This is a genomic window from Acinetobacter sp. TSRC1-2, from assembly GCF_049895885.1.
Lineage (GTDB): Bacteria > Pseudomonadota > Gammaproteobacteria > Pseudomonadales > Moraxellaceae > Acinetobacter.
In genome coordinates this window covers 41,132-56,091 of the sequence record NZ_JAFCTF010000011.1, presented here as the reverse complement: position 1 = coordinate 56,091, position 14,960 = coordinate 41,132, and the positions used below count along the sequence as shown (strand labels likewise).

Sequence of the window (14,960 nt, the reverse complement as noted above, 5' to 3'; positions counted from 1 at the left end):
AATGTTGTATTTATGGATGCCTGAAGCCAATGGGGTTTGGCAATGGTCGACTGGAGAGAGCTGGTATCAGGCCTCTAGTCTCGAACATTTGATTCAAGAAGCTCAAACCTATCATGGTGAAGAAGCCGTTGTGTTTTTTCCAAGCCGTGATGTGCAAATGGTGCAACAGACGTTAGCCAAATCACAATATAAAAAATTGGGTGTGGAAGGGATTAAATATCTATTAGAAGAATTTGTAGTTTTGCCCATTGATTCAATGAAGGTATTGCATCATTTTCAAAATCCAGATCAGTTGGTCATTTTGGGTGTGGCAAATAACACAGTAGAAATGCTAAACCATGCCTTGAGCTTGATTCCAGTTAAAGTCATTTCCCTGTTGCCAGATTTTCTGATTTTACCTATCCCAGAAGTAGGGCAAACCGTCATTGCGCATGTGTCAGGACAGTTGCTGGTGCGTGAAAATGAATTTATGGGAAATTCGATTGATGACTTAGCTTTGTTTCTGGATTATCAGCCGCCAGGGCAGCGTTATAAAATTAGCAGTTTTACTGCTGAACAAATGCAAAGCCTTGAAGCGATGGTCACGCATGAGCAGATTGAACCGTTTCATTATGAATTACCGGTCTTAAAAAAAGCCAAAGCTCATCCTTTTAATATCCTGCCGAAAGCGAAAAGCAATAATGCTATAGGGGGGTATTGGAAAGCATGTGCTGCTGTGTTGGTCGCAGCTTTAATGGTTCAATTTAGCTATGATGCAATGCGCTGGTATAAATATAAAAAGGTTGCAGACCAGACTGCAATACAAGCGATCGATCAATATAAATACTGGTTTGGTCAGAGCAGCCGTGTCACGGAACAGAATTTAAAAAGCCAGTTTGAAAGTCATGTGCGTTTAAATAAAAGTGCCAATACTCAAGCCTTGCAATTACTCAGTCGGGTGGGGCCGGTTTTAATGCAGAATCAAATTGTGGCGAATCGTATCACCTACGATGCTTCAGTTCTAAATATGGAACTAAAAGCCAATTCTGCTACGGCATTGCAAACGTTAACGCAACAACTGAATCAGCAAGGGTTTAAAGTTGAATTAGGTAATATTCAGCCGAATGGTACCGGTGCAATTGGATTGGTGAAAATACAATAATGAATACCTCAGAAAAACTGCAAAGCTCGATTGATCAATCTATCGAGAAAATCACCGATTATTTAGACCGGTTGTCTGTACGTGAACGCTATATGGTGATTTTTACCACTATTTTGGTTGTGGTTATCGCTATTGGTTCAACACTTTGGTTTATGCATGCAGCAGCGAACAAACAACAAAACCGGGTCAATGATTTAAAAGACATGATGGTGTGGATGCAAAGCAATGCAGTGACTATGAAACCTGCAGATGATTTGCAGTTAACTGCGGCAGATAAAGTACAACGTGTTGCCCAGCAGCAAGGCTTATCGGTTGCATCACAACAAGCAGGTGAACAAATTCAAATTGTGGCATCACATGAAAATTACGCCATTTTGGCAAATTTTTTAACCCAATTGGCGCAAATCGGTTTAAGTCTCGAGAAAATAGAATTAATTTCCGATGCCGGTCAGATTAAATTAACAGCGACAGTGCAATAATGGATAAAAATAAAGATCCGCTAAGCATGGCGTTTTCCATGGGCTATGCCTATAATATGGCGACTTAAAAAGCAGTAGACTTTTACAGATATGTTGTATTCTCTTGCCCGCCCTTTGTTGTTTTCTTTAGCACCAGAGCGTGCACATGAGCTGACACTATCGTTATTGAAATCAGCTCATCGCATGGGCATGATGCGTCAAAGCATTGCCTCTAAACCCGTGACTTGTATGGGGATTCAATTTCCCAATCCGGTAGGTTTGGCTGCCGGCTTAGACAAAAATGGCGCTTATATTGATGCCCTGGCTGGACTGGGCTTTGGTTTTATTGAAATTGGAACCATTACACCGCGTCCACAAGCGGGCAACCCGCATCCTCGTTTATTCCGTTTACCTGAAGCCAAAGCCATTATTAACCGGATGGGGTTTAATAATGATGGTGTAGATAAACTGATTGAAAATGTCAAAGCTGCAAAATTCAAAGGCATCTTGGGGATTAATATTGGTAAAAATGCCGATACTCCGGTTGAAAACGCAGTCGATGATTATCTGATCTGTCTTGAAAAAGTCTATAACTATGCTTCTTATGTGACGGTTAATATTTCATCACCGAATACCAAAAATTTGCGTAGCTTGCAAAGCGGTGATGCGCTGACAGAATTGTTGGAAATGTTAAGGAAACGTCAGCTTGAACTGGCTGAAGAACATCAGCATTATGTACCCTTGGTGCTTAAAGTTGCCCCAGATTTAACGGCTGAAGATATCGAATTTATTGCAAAGCAATTGATCCAGTTTAAAATTGATGGTTTGATTGTGACCAATACCACTTTGTCACGTGAAGGCGTAGAAAATCTCAAGCATGGTAATGAAGTGGGGGGCTTGTCTGGTGCGCCAGTCTTTGAAAAAAGTACCGCTTGTCTTGCAGCATTTTCAAAAGCATTAAAAGGGCAGATTCCATTAATTGGTGTAGGCGGTATTTTGTCGGGTGAGCAGGCAGTTGCAAAACAAGCTGCCGGTGCAAGCCTTGTACAAATTTATAGTGGCCTCATATATATAGGTCCAACACTGGTTAAAGATTGTGTTGATGCGCTAAATACTCCATGAATACACTGGATATCTTCATACTGATTATTTTGCTCATTGGAGGACTTAACGGTTTGCGAAAAGGATTGGTTTCAGCCTTTGCGAACTTGGTAGGATGGATTTTTGCACTCATCATCGGTGCAAAATACGCAACCATTCTGGCACCTTCGATGGTCTCACTCAGTGGCGATCCTGTGGTACAAAAAATTGCAGCTTTTGCATTTATTGTATTGGTCATGGTGGTTTTAACCTGGATTATTACTGCATTCCTCAACAAGATATTAAAGAGTCTAAAGCTTGGTCCACTCAACAGATTGGCAGGTGGTGCTTTTGGCTCTTTAAAAGGCTTAATGATTGTACTCATTACCATGCAAGGCATCGGCCCTTGGGTCGAAAGTTCTCCGCACTGGAAGCAGTCTAAATTCGTACAACTCCTAATTCCTTATGCACCATGGGCAGCCGAGCTTTCTAAAGAAGCCGCACATGGAGCGCTAACTCATATCAAGTCCGACGAAGGTGCGCCGACATCTTCCGACTCATCGTCTGATAAAACGCAGAAGCATGCAGCGCGTACAGATGAATCAACAAATAATCCTTTTTATTAATCCTAGCTTGTTTGCGAGGTTGCTATGTGTGGAGTAGTTGGTATAGCTGGTAAGTCACCTGTTAACCAAATGTTGTTTGATGCATTAACGATGTTACAGCATCGTGGTCAGGATGCAGCCGGAATAGTAACCTGTCATGAAGGGCGTTTGTTCCTGCGTAAAGACAACGGTATGGTACGAGACGTCTTTCATACGCGTCACATGCGTGCACTGCTAGGTAATTACGGTATTGGTCATGTGCGTTATCCAACAGCAGGTTCTTCAAGTAGTGCAGAAGCACAGCCATTTTATGTGAATTCGCCTTATGGTATTACCTTGGCACATAACGGTAACTTGACCAACGCTGAAGAAATTCATGATGATTTGTTTAAAACAGATCTTCGTCATATGAATACCGATTCAGATTCTGAAGTGTTATTAAACGTTTTTGCACATGAAATGCAAAAAAGTCGCAAGCTCAATCCAACTTCAGAAGATATTTTCCAGGTGGTTTCACGGGTACATGAGCGTTGTAAAGGTGCTTATGGCGTTGTGGCAATGATCACTGGACATGGTTTGGTTGGCTTCCGTGATCCAAACGGTATTCGTCCACTGATTTATGGTTCGCGTGAAACTGAAAAAGGCATGGAATATATTATTGCTTCGGAATCGGTGGCAATTACTGCTTTAGGCTTTAAAGTTGAACGTGATATTGAACCAGGTGAAGCAATCTTTATTACTTCAGAAGGTGAAATATTCACTAAACAATGTGCGGAAAATCCTGAATACCGCCCTTGTATTTTCGAATATGTGTATTTTGCACGTCCAGACGCAATTATAGATGGCATTTCAGTTTATAAAGCACGTTTAAAAATGGGTGAAAAACTTGCCTATAAAATTTCGCGTGAGTGGGGCGAAGAACACGATATTGATGTGGTGATTCCAATTCCAGATACATCACGCACTTCAGCTTTAGAACTTGCCAATATCTTGGGTGTTAAATTCCGTGAAGGCTTCATGAAGAACCGTTATATCGGACGTACCTTCATTATGCCGGGTCAGAAACAGCGGGAAAAATCAGTTCGTCAAAAATTGAACCCAGTTGAACTTGAGTTTAAAGACAAAAACGTTTTACTGGTTGATGACTCGATTGTTCGTGGCACAACCTGTAACGAGATTATTCAGATGGCACGTGATGCTGGCGCGAAGAAGGTTTTCTTTGCTTCAGCTGCACCCATGGTGAAATATCCAAATGTGTACGGAATTGATATGCCTGCGAAAGATGAGCTGATTGCCTCTGGTCGTAGTGTTGAAGAAATCCGTGAAATTATTGGTGCTGACCGTTTGATTTTCCAAGACTTGGAAGACTTAAAAGGCGCTGTTCGTACCAGTAAAGTACCTGCACTGCAAGAATTTGATTGTTCGGTTTTTGATGGTGTGTATGTGGCAGGCGGAATTGATGCAGCTTATTTGGATGAGCTTGAGCGTAAACGTAACGACTCTGCAAAAAAAGCCGTCGGTGGCTACATTGATGTGAACATTGATGCTGCATCAGTGGATCTTACTGGAGTCAAAGAAGAATAAAATTCTTCTTAATTCTATGAAAAGCGGGAATTTCCCGCTTTTTTAATTTATGATGAGTGAACAAATACAATGTAATAAAGGATCTTCAGATTGAAGAGTGCGGGTTATTCTTTTATTCAAAATAAAAATATGGTGTGGTCTGCAAGTGTATGTATGCTTGCGGTATTGCTCACACTATTCATTTTAAATACGATCATGGGGTTGTTGGTATTTTATCTTGATCATACCCAGTCCATTTTCTGGCATGTTTTGAGTCCTTATTTAATCGGGCTGCTGCTTAGTGTGATGACGATTTCTGTCCTGTACGAGTTTTATGTGTTTCGTGCTGGCGGGCATTCGTTGGCAAAACAGTTAGGCGCGCGTCGCTTAAGCCTAATCGAAAGTATTCCTGAGGAAAGTGTTGCTCTTAAAATCACTGAACAGTTGGCAGATACCTTTTTAATTGAGACTCCAGCAGTATATGTGCTTTCCGGTGAAGTGGGCGTAAATGCACTCACCGCAGGTTTTTATCCGCGTGATATTGTGATTATTTTGACTTGGGGTGCACTACAAAATTTAGATGAATTAGAGCTTTATGGTTTGTTAAGCCATGAGTTTAATAAAATTTTATCCGGTGAAACAGCAGAAAATACTCGTCTGAAAATTCTTTACAGTAGTTTAACCACTTTGAGTCAGTGGGGCAGTAAAATTGCAAAACTGGGTTTTACCAAGCATGGACAGGCGCATACGCATAAATTTGCGACTTTCTTTGTCGCGATGGGTGGTGTGATTTGGCTAATTGGAAGTCTTGGTGTTTTGATTACCCGTTTTATTAAATATATTTCATTGGGCGGGCGGACATTTAAAAATGATCAAAAAACCAAGCGTTTAATTCAAAATGATGCCAATGTACAGACTTTATTGAGAATTTATGTGCATCATTCAGGATCACAAATTCATAGTGAATATGCTGAATCGATTTCACATATGTGTTTCGCTAACTCTCTAAGTCCGCAAAACTGGATGAATATTCATCCGAGTATTGAGCAACGTATTTATGAGCTGAACCCAGGTTTGGTACAAGACTTACAACTCGAAAATTTAAAAAAAATACGTAATCAGCCACTGTTTAGTTTGTTCCGGTCACTGGATGAAATGAATAGTGAAATATACTCACCGTGGAGTTCCCCACAACCGCTTCCACTGTTACGTTTATCACCGATTAGTTTTGCAATCAATGACGCGATTAAACCTTTAAATTCTGGAATCCGAAAGAATATGCGACGCCCTGAGTTAATACAGCGGGCATTGCAGACAGCAACAGGTTCGCGAGAAGTGATGGTGTCGATTTTAATGATTCGACAGTATCGTGAATTTATTCCTGCAGATGCTGAAGTCAGTCGGGCAATTGTTGATTCATTGTTAAATTTAGATGGTCGAGTACATATCTCTATTTTTTATGAAGCTTGTAAAAATATTGGAGCAATGCCTGCCACCATTGCTAGACAGTTCTTAATGAAATTGGCGCGTATTATTCAAGAAGATGGTGAAATCGGTCTGCTAGATGCCTTATTGCTTGAATACGTGAAATTCGAATTGAATCTTCTTCCATTACATACACCCACTTCATTGGAAGAGGTGAAACCCCATATTGTGCGACTGATTGATGCCTTATTGCATGTGCAGCAAATCAATAGTGTGAATCAACTGGATGTACGTGAAAAGATTCTTAAGCGTGTGTTGACAGCAAAAGAATTGGAAATGTATACCGAGATTTCAGATGAGCCGATTGATTTGGCAGAAATCTTAAATGATATTGCGGGATTATTACTACGTGATCGTTTAAGTATTTTGGGTATTGCCGAACTGTGCTTGTGGAATGATCGTATTATTACCCAAGATGAACTGGATGTTTTGCAATTGCTGTATTGGCGTTTTGGTTTTGAAACGAGTGAAATGGTTGAGCAAATGCAGAAAAAAAATAGTTTAATAATTATATAAACAAAGTTTGATAAAATTATAGATGAGTGATGATTAAACTAATCTTTGATAAAAGATCAGCAAAAGACAAGTAATCTCGTTAGAATACCAAGCATTCAATGGGTGATGAAAAAAGATGATAGGGCATCAGCGTGACATACTGGCAACATTAGGAATCGATATCTGGGTTCCTAAGGGTGCTGCGTGTCAAAATATGCCGTCCTCATCCATTTGGCGAGATCAGGAGGCTGCACCTGAATATCTGACCGAAATTATGGTAGCGAAAACTCAATCATCTATAGAGTTAGCGCCAAAGGCTGAACAGCTCAAAACGCTTGATCGAATAGAACAGTTATCAATGCCCGCGATAGCTGTCAAAGAAGTTCAAGCTGAAGTTGTGCCTCGAATTGTTGAAGAACGACCTGCACTACCCATCGCGGCTTTTCAATTGCAAACTTTTGGTTTACCGCATTGTATTATCGTGATTGATGCTACGGAATTGACTGCTGAACAGCAACAATTATGGAATAATATTCAGCAAGCACTTCACGCTGAATATTATGAATTGCAGTGGCCATTTCCTTTAATCAATTTCCAGGATGGTCGCGGTGCTGAAAGTTATGTGCAGGGCTTTATAGATGCCATTAGTGCAGATAAAAATATTATTTTTTTAGGGAAATTCCCTTATTTTAATCATGCAAAAAGTATTCATTTAGCGGGCTTGCAAGAGATGTTAGAGCAACCTCTATTAAAAAAACGCTTATGGCAATTTATGCAAAAAAGTAACCAAAAAACGGATGCTACATGAAGAAGAAAGTTGTTGTTTTTAGCCAGTTAGACCAAGACATACTTCAACGTTTACAAGCTCAATATCAGGTTGAAGTCATTAATCCGAAATTGGGCGATGTTAACCAGCAGATTCGCGAACAGGTCAAAGATGCGGATGCCATGATTGGTGCAGGGCGGCTACTTAATGAAAGTAATTTGGCAACCGCACAACAGCTTAAAATTGTTTCAAGTGTCAGTGTGGGATATGACAACTACGATCTTGATTATCTAAATCAGAAAAAAATCTGGTTATCTAACACTCCTCATGTGCTTACAGAAACTACAGCTGATTTGGCTTTTACCTTGTTAATGAGTGCTGCGCGTAAAGTGCCTTATTTGGATCAATGGACCAAGCAGGGACAATGGAGACGTACCGTAGGTGAAGCTCAATTTGGACACGATATTTTTGGTAAAACCTTGGGTATTATTGGTCTAGGTAATATTGGTGCTGCTATCGCGCGTCGTGGTTTTTATGGCTTTAATATGAATATTGTTTATCATAATCGCCGTGAAAAGCTGGAATTGGCGCAGCCTTTAAATGCACAATATTGCGGTTTAGATGAATTATTACAACAATCAGATTTTGTGGTGGTTGCTGTCGATTTAAATACAGAATCTAAAGCATTGATCGGTCAGCATGAGTTTGAACAAATGCAGCCACATGCTGTATTTGTGAATATTGCACGTGGTTCTGTGGTGGATGAACAGGCTTTAATTAGTACCTTAAAAGCGGGCAAGATTTTTGCTGCGGGTCTAGATGTGTATTTGAAAGAGCCTTTACAGGAATCAGAGCTTTTTAATTTAGATAATGTTGTAACTTTGCCACATGTGGGTTCTGCGACTGAAGAGACACGTAAAAAAATGGCTGAATTGGCTTATCGTAATTTGGTCGATGCGCTAGAAGGACGAACACCCCCTTATGTGGTGAATACTTCATTTTCTTAAAAATTGATAACACTTCATTGCAAATCACTCCAATTTTCAATGTTATAGTCGGATAAATTGAAAAAAAGCAGTTTGAGAGTATAACATTGAAACGGTTTTTATTAGCTTGCAGTATTGGTTTGGTCTCAATTATGGGGGCAACGCATAGTGCTAATCTGAATTCAATGTCCCAGTTTAATGTTCCTGAAATCGGCGGCGGAGTCGGTTTAATTGACCAACAAAAAGAAAAAGCGATTGGCGAAAAAGTATTCCGTGAAGTTCAAAAGCAAATGCCTGTGCTGCAAAATCCATGGTTAGAAGATCAATTGGCCAGTGTGTTTTCCCATATTTTAAGTCAAACCCAGCTTGGACAGCCTATTGGTTTAGTCATTATCAATGATCCTCAAATCAACGCTTTTGCTGTTCCTGGGGGATTATTTGCCATTAATACAGGAATGGTGACTTCTGCGCGAAATATGGATGAGGTGGCTGGGGTAATGGCGCATGAAGTTGCACATGTATCACAACGTCATTACAGCCGCTCACAAGAAGCTTTTAAGGGGCAAGGCTTGCTGACGCTCGCCGGACTTCTTGTGGGGGCACTGGTGGCCTCGCAAGCGGATGGTGATGTGGGTACCGCAGTGATGCTGGGGTCGCAGGCCGCATTAATGGATAAGCAACTGAATTACAGTCGTAACCAAGAGCGTGAAGCTGACCGGATTGGTATGCAATATATGTATACCGCAGGTTATAACCCGCAAAGTATGGCTGACTTTTTTGAAGTGATGGATCGTTCATCCAGTAAAGTCAGTTTTTTGCCTGATTTTTGGTTAACGCATCCGCTTAGTACAGAACGGATGAGTGAAGCACGTTTACGTGCCAATCAATTCCCCAGAATGAAATCAAGTTTGCATGATGAAGATTTTAAAATTCTGAAATGGTACGGCCGGGTAATTTCAAATCAAGCCACGGAACAACAATTACAGATTTTAGCCAACCGTAAAAATTTTGCCGGGCAGTTGGCTTTATCTGCTTTTTATCTCAAACAAGGTGACTATGTTTTAGCCCAGCAAGTTTTAGATCAGGCAAAGGCGCAGCAGCGCTTAAATAATCTATTGGTGCTCATTCAAACCGATATTTATTTGGGGCAAAACAAAACCGATGAAGCGTATAAAGCGATTCAGTCCGCTGCACGAATTATGCCTGAAAATCGGGCTTTGGCTTTTAAATTGGCTGAAGTGTTTATTCGTCAAAAACAAGCTATTCAAGCACAGAGCTTAATCCAGCGTTTTATTAATAAGAACCCTCGTGATATCAACGCTTGGCGACTTATGCAGCAAGCAGCAAATATTGACCAGCAATCTCCATTTAGAACGGTAAATGTATTGCGTTATCGTGCAGAAGTGGAATACTGGTCCGGCTGGGAAGAAAATGCAATTAAGTCTCTCTTACATGCGCAGCGCTTGGTTAAGAATAATGAGCTGTTATCGGCAAAACTCAAAATACGAATTAATGAAATGCAAAAAGAGCGACAGCTAAGAATTTAATCACAGATGATTTTGCAGTGATAATAAAAAATAAGGAGTTGAAGATGGTAGAGGGACAATGCTTATGTGGGGCAGTGAAGTATCGTTATCATGGTGAAGTTGAACAAAGCATCATATGTTACTGCAAAGACTGTCAAATGGCGCAAGGTGCAATCTTTGGTTGGAACAGTCCTTTACAGAAATCCAAATTTGAAATTAGCAGTGGAATTAAATTTCTAAAAGAATATTTTCATAGTTCAAATAAGGCACGTGTTTTTTGCCAAGAATGCGGTAGTCCAATTTATTCTTATCGGGTAGATTTGCCAGACATTATTCGTTTACGTTTAGGGTCGGTAATTTCAGGTGAAATACCCGCACCTACAGAACAGGCTTATATCCAATACAAACCTTGTTTTTTGCATATTGATGAATAAAATCTGCCGTTATAAGAGCTAAGTATATGATAATATTAGGTTGTATTTATATTTCTAACGATTAACAGTATTGATTAAATGATGAAAAAAATATTATTTTCTTGTTTTCTAATGGGGTGTACGGCATCAAATGTTGCCTTGGCAAGTGTTGAGAAATACGTAACATCAGTGGAAAAAATTTCTGAACAATATAAGCAGGACACCAGAAATTTTTTTAGCAGCCTAGATGCTCAGCAGACCAGTTTTACACCCCAACAGCAAATTCAATTCTGTGGAATCGTGGGTAATTATGTGGAGCAGTTGTATCAAGCGGCAGATCGAAACAGGGATGCTTTAGACCGTCAATTTAGACAGATGACCAAGCAGGACGTGATTCATCAAGTGATGTTATCAAAGGAAATGCTGATTTTGAAAAAATATAATGTTCAGTGTGATCTGAAATAAGAAGAGAGTACGCCTGAACTGTCTTTGAATAAAGGCAGTTCAACGTTAAAGAAAGAATTATATAAAAGTGGGATTATGCAAGTTTAGCTTTAATTTTAGCTGAAACTTGTGCAGGATCGGCGCGCCCGGCTATGAGCGGACGCAGAGAATTCATCACCTTACCCATATCTTTCATGCTAGTAGCTTCTTGAGCAGTAATCGTCTGCGCAATGATAGAATCAAGCTCTTCCTCAGTCATAGCTTCTGGTAGAAATTGAGACAAAATCTCAAGTTCGGCTTGTTCTTTACTAGCTAAGTCTTGTCGATTAGCGCCTTCAAAGGCTTTACCCGATTCTTTACGTTGTTTAATTTGCTTTTCAATGACCGCAAGAACCTGAGTATCATCAAGCTCTATGCGTTCATCAACTTCGATTTGCTTAATTGCCGCCTGTAGACCACGAATTACCGTTAACTTAGACATTTCTTTAGCACGCATAGTTGCTTTCAAAACATCGGTTATTTGGTTTTTTAAAGTAGTCATTTACTTAGTCCAGGCAGTCAATCACAAATTAATCTTAGTAAAGGCGAGTAGTACGTACTGATTCACGCGCCAATTTCTTTTGGTAGCGTTTAACAGCAGCAGCTTTTTTACGTTTACGTTCTTGAGTTGGTTTTTCATAGAATTCACGTTTACGAACATCAGCTAAAACACCCGCTTTTTCGCATGAACGCTTGAAACGACGGATAGCTACGTCTACTGGTTCGCCTTCTTTCAATTTAACTTGTGGCATGAAGAATCCTCATTAAGTTATGGATAAGATCTAGGCTGTATTGCCTTGGATCACAAGTGAAGGACAGTATTTTACTCATTTACATCTCATATCACAAGTCTATAATAGCTTTAGCAATATTTAGATACGGGTAAAAGGCAGTTTAATGATCGTTCTTGGCTTAGAAACTTCTTGTGATGAAACTGGGTTAGCACTTTATGACAGTGAAGTCGGCTTGATAGGACAGGTGTTATATAGTCAGATTAAACTGCATGCAGAATATGGTGGTGTTGTTCCGGAACTGGCTTCACGTGACCATGTAAGAAAATTAATTCCTTTAATTAATCAGTTGCTTGAACAAAGTGATATCAAAAAATCGGACATTGATGCGATTGCCTATACGCGTGGACCAGGCTTGATGGGCGCATTAATGACGGGTGCATTGTTTGGCCGTACCTTGGCATTTGCCTTGAATAAACCGGCCATTGGTGTGCATCATATGGAAGGTCATATGCTTGCGCCTTTATTATCTGCAACACCACCAGAATTTCCGTTTGTCGCTTTATTGGTCTCTGGCGGTCATACACAGCTCATGGCCGCACACAGTATTGGTCAATATGAATTGCTTGGTGAATCAATTGATGATGCAGCGGGTGAGGCCTTTGATAAAGTCGCGAAAATGATGGGCTTGGCCTATCCGGGTGGACCAAATATTTCAAAACTCGCATTGCAAGGCAGCGCAACAGCGTTTGATTTTCCGCGTCCAATGTTGCATCAGGGTCTGGACTTTTCATTTAGTGGTTTAAAAACAGCTGTTTCAATTCAATTGAAAAAAGTTGAAGGGCAAAACCGTGAAGCTGATATTGCGGCATCCTTCCAGGAAGCATTGGTTGATACCTTGGTAAAAAAATCGGTTAAAGCACTCAAACAATCAGGTTTAAAACGTTTGGTGATTGCAGGTGGGGTCAGTGCCAACACACGGTTACGTGAACGTTTGGAAGCGGATTTAGCTAAAATCCAAGCTCAGGTATATTATGCTGAACCTGCGCTATGTACCGATAACGGTGCAATGATTGCATTTGCAGGTTATCAGCGTTTAAAAGCAGGACAGCATGATGGATTGTCGGTGACAACGACACCACGTTGGCCGATGACGGAATTGACCAATCCTGCACAAGCTTAAATATAGTTAATTAACAAGAGGCGGTTCAGCCTCTTTTTACTTTTTAAATATTTTAGTAAAGAATAGGTTGATATGAGTTTATATAACTAGATTTTATACTCATGATAAGTTCTAATAAATTCAGAAAAATATTCTGAATTAAAACAGACAAATAATTTTTTTGGGATCATAAGCATAGGTTTATTCGGATGGATAATATAAATTTCGGAAGCTTTCAAGACGCTGGTCAAGTTGTTCTCAAGTTTCTATATAAACGTTTCGGATTTAATTTATGGATGATTACCCGAGTAGAAGCAAAAGACTGGATTGTGCTTCAGAGTGAAGATCACGGCTATGATGTTCAACCGGGACAGGTATTCCAGTGGGCTGATTCTTTTTGTTGCCATATGGTTGCCGGCAAAGCTCCTAAAATTGCGCCTCGTTCAGAAGATATTCCTTTATATGCAACTGCGCCCATCAATCAACAGGTCAGTATCAAGTCCTATATTGGTCAACCGCTCTTTAATGAAGATGGAAGTCTGTTTGGGACGCTTTGTGCCATTGATCCGCAAACAAAATCCGAAGCCATTATTCAGGAGGTTGAATTAATTGAATTATTCGGTAACCTATTAAGTAATATTCTGCAAGCTGAACTGCGTCAAAATGAACAAATTCGTCAGCGTGAGCGCTTAGAAGCGGAAGCTTTAAGAGATGGATTAACCGGACTCTACAACCGTCGAGCTTGGGAGCAGTTGGTGAATGCAGAAGAAGAACGGTGTAAACGTTATGGGCATCCGGCGGCCGTTTTCTTTATAGACCTGAATGATCTAAAAAAAGTGAACGATAACTTAGGCCATAATAAGGGTGATGACTTGCTTCAGCAGGCTGCCCATGTATTGCGAAACACTGCACGCAGCAGCGATATTGTGGCGCGCTTAGGTGGTGATGAGTTTGTAATTCTAAGTGTAGAAAATGATGAAATTGGTGTGAATTTACTTTTAAATCGCATTATAGAGGCGTTGGCACAAGCAAAAATATGCGCAGCGATTGGAGTTGCTATGCGTCATCCTAGACAGGGGTTGTTTAAAGCAGCGATAGAGGCGGATAAAAAGATGTTTGAGCATAAACGTCAAATAAAGTCTGAATATCATAAAGTCTAGAGAAATATTACTTTTGAGTATTTATTCTCCACCAAAACTTAAATTGATCTTTTAATTTAGAATTCTCTTTATTTAATTTTACTACACCCCATTTTTCTTAAAAATTGGGGTAGCGACAACTTTAGCTTCATCTGCAAAATTGATTAAATCATAAAAGTTAAATCAGCCTGTAACCTGAATTTGTAAAACAAATCCATGAAACTAGATAGGTTGAAAAATGCTTTTAGACAATGAAAAAGAGCAATCTCTAAATTTGAAATTGCTCTTTTAAGAGTTAACTCTCATTGAGAGTGCAATTACAGTATTCAATTAATCCTGACGGATCAACTCGTTGAATTGTTCTTTAAGCTCAATGTATTTTGGATTTAATTTTGCTTGATCGCTTTTATCTTTAAAGATTTTCGCGACAGCGGCTTTGACCTGATCTTCAGTGCTACGTGGCTGTTTTTCAGTTATAACCGCATCATTGAGTGCTACTTTAACTTTAGGGATAACGCCTTTATTTTTTCGGCCGGTTTTGTGGGTACCTTTTTTATGATTTGCATAACGACGCGCACGGGTATAGCCCATTAGCAAAAACTTTCTTGCCATGTCTGCGCCAACAAAATCATTTTTCTCTAAATAATCTAAAAATAATGCAAAAATCTTGGTACTACTTTCAGTGGCTTGAGCTTCATCTTCAAATTGCCAAAACGGTGAAATTTCAGATTTATAGGGTTCAACCAATAAAACACCTTCTTCACCACGACCAATGCGATATAACTCTGGACGCTTTCTGAAATTAATCTTTTCAAAGTCGAGTGAAAAGTTAAAGCTGCGTGAAAAGGGTTTGGCATCAGGCTTAGGCGTTAATGAATCTTGTTCGTTATCGGTCATTGGGAGATTCCTTAAAGTGTGTGAGTCCTA

Annotated in this window: 16 protein-coding genes; 13 read left to right on the top strand and 3 right to left on the bottom strand. The window is 39.9% G+C overall.

Translation table 11 applies throughout. The features are described 5' to 3' along the window. Position 1 precedes the first annotated feature (1 nt). The 11 genes from gspL to ACP69Y_RS11975 all read left to right on the top strand — a co-directional run bounded on the left by gspL (position 2) and on the right by ACP69Y_RS11975 (position 10,983). Positions 2-1,141, top strand: coding sequence for a type II secretion system protein GspL (gspL, locus tag ACP69Y_RS12025; protein WP_425918606.1), 1,140 nt, complete (start codon positions 2-4; stop codon positions 1,139-1,141). Then, positions 1,141-1,620, top strand: coding sequence for a type II secretion system protein GspM (locus ACP69Y_RS12020; RefSeq protein ID WP_425918605.1), 480 nt, complete (start codon positions 1,141-1,143; stop codon positions 1,618-1,620). The genes gspL and ACP69Y_RS12020 overlap by 1 nt, the downstream gene beginning before the upstream one ends. Positions 1,621-1,710: 90 nt before the next feature. Then, complete coding sequence (locus ACP69Y_RS12015) at positions 1,711-2,721, top strand: quinone-dependent dihydroorotate dehydrogenase (RefSeq protein ID WP_425918604.1); 1,011 nt, start codon at positions 1,711-1,713, stop codon at positions 2,719-2,721. Continuing rightward, positions 2,718-3,305, top strand: coding sequence for a CvpA family protein (locus ACP69Y_RS12010; protein WP_425918603.1), 588 nt, complete (start codon positions 2,718-2,720; stop codon positions 3,303-3,305). Before ACP69Y_RS12015 ends, ACP69Y_RS12010 begins: the two co-directional genes overlap by 4 nt. A 24-nt stretch (positions 3,306-3,329) precedes the next feature. Then, a complete protein-coding gene (gene purF, locus ACP69Y_RS12005; RefSeq protein WP_425918602.1) occupies positions 3,330-4,868 on the top strand; it encodes an amidophosphoribosyltransferase in 1,539 nt (512 codons plus the stop codon). A 129-nt stretch (positions 4,869-4,997) separates the two neighbouring features. Next, positions 4,998-6,848: a M48 family metalloprotease gene (locus ACP69Y_RS12000; protein ID WP_425918684.1), complete on the top strand. Its 1,851-nt coding sequence runs from the start codon at positions 4,998-5,000 to the stop codon at positions 6,846-6,848. Between the two features lie 115 nt (positions 6,849-6,963). Then, positions 6,964-7,635 (top strand): hypothetical protein, encoded by a 672-nt coding sequence (locus tag ACP69Y_RS11995; RefSeq protein WP_425918601.1) that lies wholly within the window; start codon positions 6,964-6,966, stop codon positions 7,633-7,635. Beyond that, positions 7,632-8,600, top strand: coding sequence for a 2-hydroxyacid dehydrogenase (locus ACP69Y_RS11990; RefSeq protein WP_425918600.1), 969 nt, complete (start codon positions 7,632-7,634; stop codon positions 8,598-8,600). Before ACP69Y_RS11995 ends, ACP69Y_RS11990 begins: the two co-directional genes overlap by 4 nt. Positions 8,601-8,686: 86 nt before the next feature. Beyond that, a complete protein-coding gene (locus ACP69Y_RS11985; protein WP_425918599.1) occupies positions 8,687-10,126 on the top strand; it encodes a M48 family metalloprotease in 1,440 nt (479 codons plus the stop codon). 44 nt (positions 10,127-10,170) lie between these two features. Continuing rightward, positions 10,171-10,539 carry a GFA family protein gene (locus tag ACP69Y_RS11980; protein WP_425918598.1) on the top strand — a complete coding sequence of 123 codons (369 nt, stop codon included), beginning with the start codon at positions 10,171-10,173 and terminating at the stop codon, positions 10,537-10,539. Positions 10,540-10,620: 81 nt separating this feature from the next. After that, the gene (locus ACP69Y_RS11975) at positions 10,621-10,983 is read left to right on the top strand and encodes a hypothetical protein (RefSeq protein WP_425918682.1); all 363 of its coding nucleotides are present in this window, start codon (positions 10,621-10,623) and stop codon (positions 10,981-10,983) included. 73 nt (positions 10,984-11,056) lie between these two features. On the opposite strand, the gene ACP69Y_RS11970 is transcribed toward ACP69Y_RS11975, so the two are convergent. Then, entirely contained in the window at positions 11,057-11,503 is a 447-nt protein-coding gene (locus ACP69Y_RS11970; protein ID WP_425918597.1) for a GatB/YqeY domain-containing protein, read from the bottom strand. 34 nt (positions 11,504-11,537) lie between these two features. Beyond that, on the bottom strand, positions 11,538-11,753 hold the full coding sequence (gene rpsU / locus ACP69Y_RS11965; RefSeq protein WP_001136722.1) for a 30S ribosomal protein S21: 216 nt from the start codon (positions 11,751-11,753) through the stop codon (positions 11,538-11,540). A gap of 145 nt (positions 11,754-11,898) precedes the next feature. Here rpsU and tsaD point away from each other — a divergent pair, with 145 nt between their 5' ends. Together tsaD and ACP69Y_RS11955 are read left to right on the top strand one after the other, a co-directional pair. Continuing rightward, the gene (tsaD, locus tag ACP69Y_RS11960; protein ID WP_425918596.1) at positions 11,899-12,915 is read left to right on the top strand and encodes a tRNA (adenosine(37)-N6)-threonylcarbamoyltransferase complex transferase subunit TsaD; all 1,017 of its coding nucleotides are present in this window, start codon (positions 11,899-11,901) and stop codon (positions 12,913-12,915) included. A 188-nt stretch (positions 12,916-13,103) separates the two neighbouring features. After that, on the top strand, positions 13,104-14,054 hold the full coding sequence (locus ACP69Y_RS11955) for a sensor domain-containing diguanylate cyclase (RefSeq protein WP_425918595.1): 951 nt from the start codon (positions 13,104-13,106) through the stop codon (positions 14,052-14,054). 309 nt (positions 14,055-14,363) lie between these two features. Here ACP69Y_RS11955 and ACP69Y_RS11950 read toward each other — a convergent pair whose 3' ends face one another. Further along, a complete protein-coding gene (locus tag ACP69Y_RS11950; RefSeq protein WP_425918594.1) occupies positions 14,364-14,930 on the bottom strand; it encodes a DUF4385 domain-containing protein in 567 nt (188 codons plus the stop codon). Positions 14,931-14,960 lie beyond the last annotated feature (30 nt).

Bases quoted from the DNA above. Each gene is read 5' to 3' on its own strand.
- gspL (WP_425918606.1), top strand. From the start codon at position 2: ATGTTGTATTTATGGATGCCTGAAGCCAATGGGGTTTGGCAATGGTCG.
- ACP69Y_RS11995 (WP_425918601.1), top strand. From the start codon at position 6,964: ATGATAGGGCATCAGCGTGACATACTGGCAACATTAGGAATCGATATC.
- ACP69Y_RS11990 (WP_425918600.1), top strand. From the start codon at position 7,632: ATGAAGAAGAAAGTTGTTGTTTTTAGCCAGTTAGACCAAGACATACTT.
- ACP69Y_RS11955 (WP_425918595.1), top strand. From the start codon at position 13,104: ATGGATAATATAAATTTCGGAAGCTTTCAAGACGCTGGTCAAGTTGTT.
- purF (WP_425918602.1), top strand. From the start codon at position 3,330: ATGTGTGGAGTAGTTGGTATAGCTGGTAAGTCACCTGTTAACCAAATG.
- ACP69Y_RS11970 (WP_425918597.1), bottom strand. From the start codon at position 11,503: ATGACTACTTTAAAAAACCAAATAACCGATGTTTTGAAAGCAACTATG.
- tsaD (WP_425918596.1), top strand. From the start codon at position 11,899: ATGATCGTTCTTGGCTTAGAAACTTCTTGTGATGAAACTGGGTTAGCA.
- ACP69Y_RS11975 (WP_425918682.1), top strand. From the start codon at position 10,621: ATGAAAAAAATATTATTTTCTTGTTTTCTAATGGGGTGTACGGCATCA.
- ACP69Y_RS11980 (WP_425918598.1), top strand. From the start codon at position 10,171: ATGGTAGAGGGACAATGCTTATGTGGGGCAGTGAAGTATCGTTATCAT.
- rpsU (WP_001136722.1), bottom strand. From the start codon at position 11,753: ATGCCACAAGTTAAATTGAAAGAAGGCGAACCAGTAGACGTAGCTATC.
- ACP69Y_RS12020 (WP_425918605.1), top strand. From the start codon at position 1,141: ATGAATACCTCAGAAAAACTGCAAAGCTCGATTGATCAATCTATCGAG.
- ACP69Y_RS12015 (WP_425918604.1), top strand. From the start codon at position 1,711: ATGTTGTATTCTCTTGCCCGCCCTTTGTTGTTTTCTTTAGCACCAGAG.
- ACP69Y_RS11950 (WP_425918594.1), bottom strand. From the start codon at position 14,930: ATGACCGATAACGAACAAGATTCATTAACGCCTAAGCCTGATGCCAAA.
- ACP69Y_RS12000 (WP_425918684.1), top strand. From the start codon at position 4,998: ATGGTGTGGTCTGCAAGTGTATGTATGCTTGCGGTATTGCTCACACTA.
- ACP69Y_RS12010 (WP_425918603.1), top strand. From the start codon at position 2,718: ATGAATACACTGGATATCTTCATACTGATTATTTTGCTCATTGGAGGA.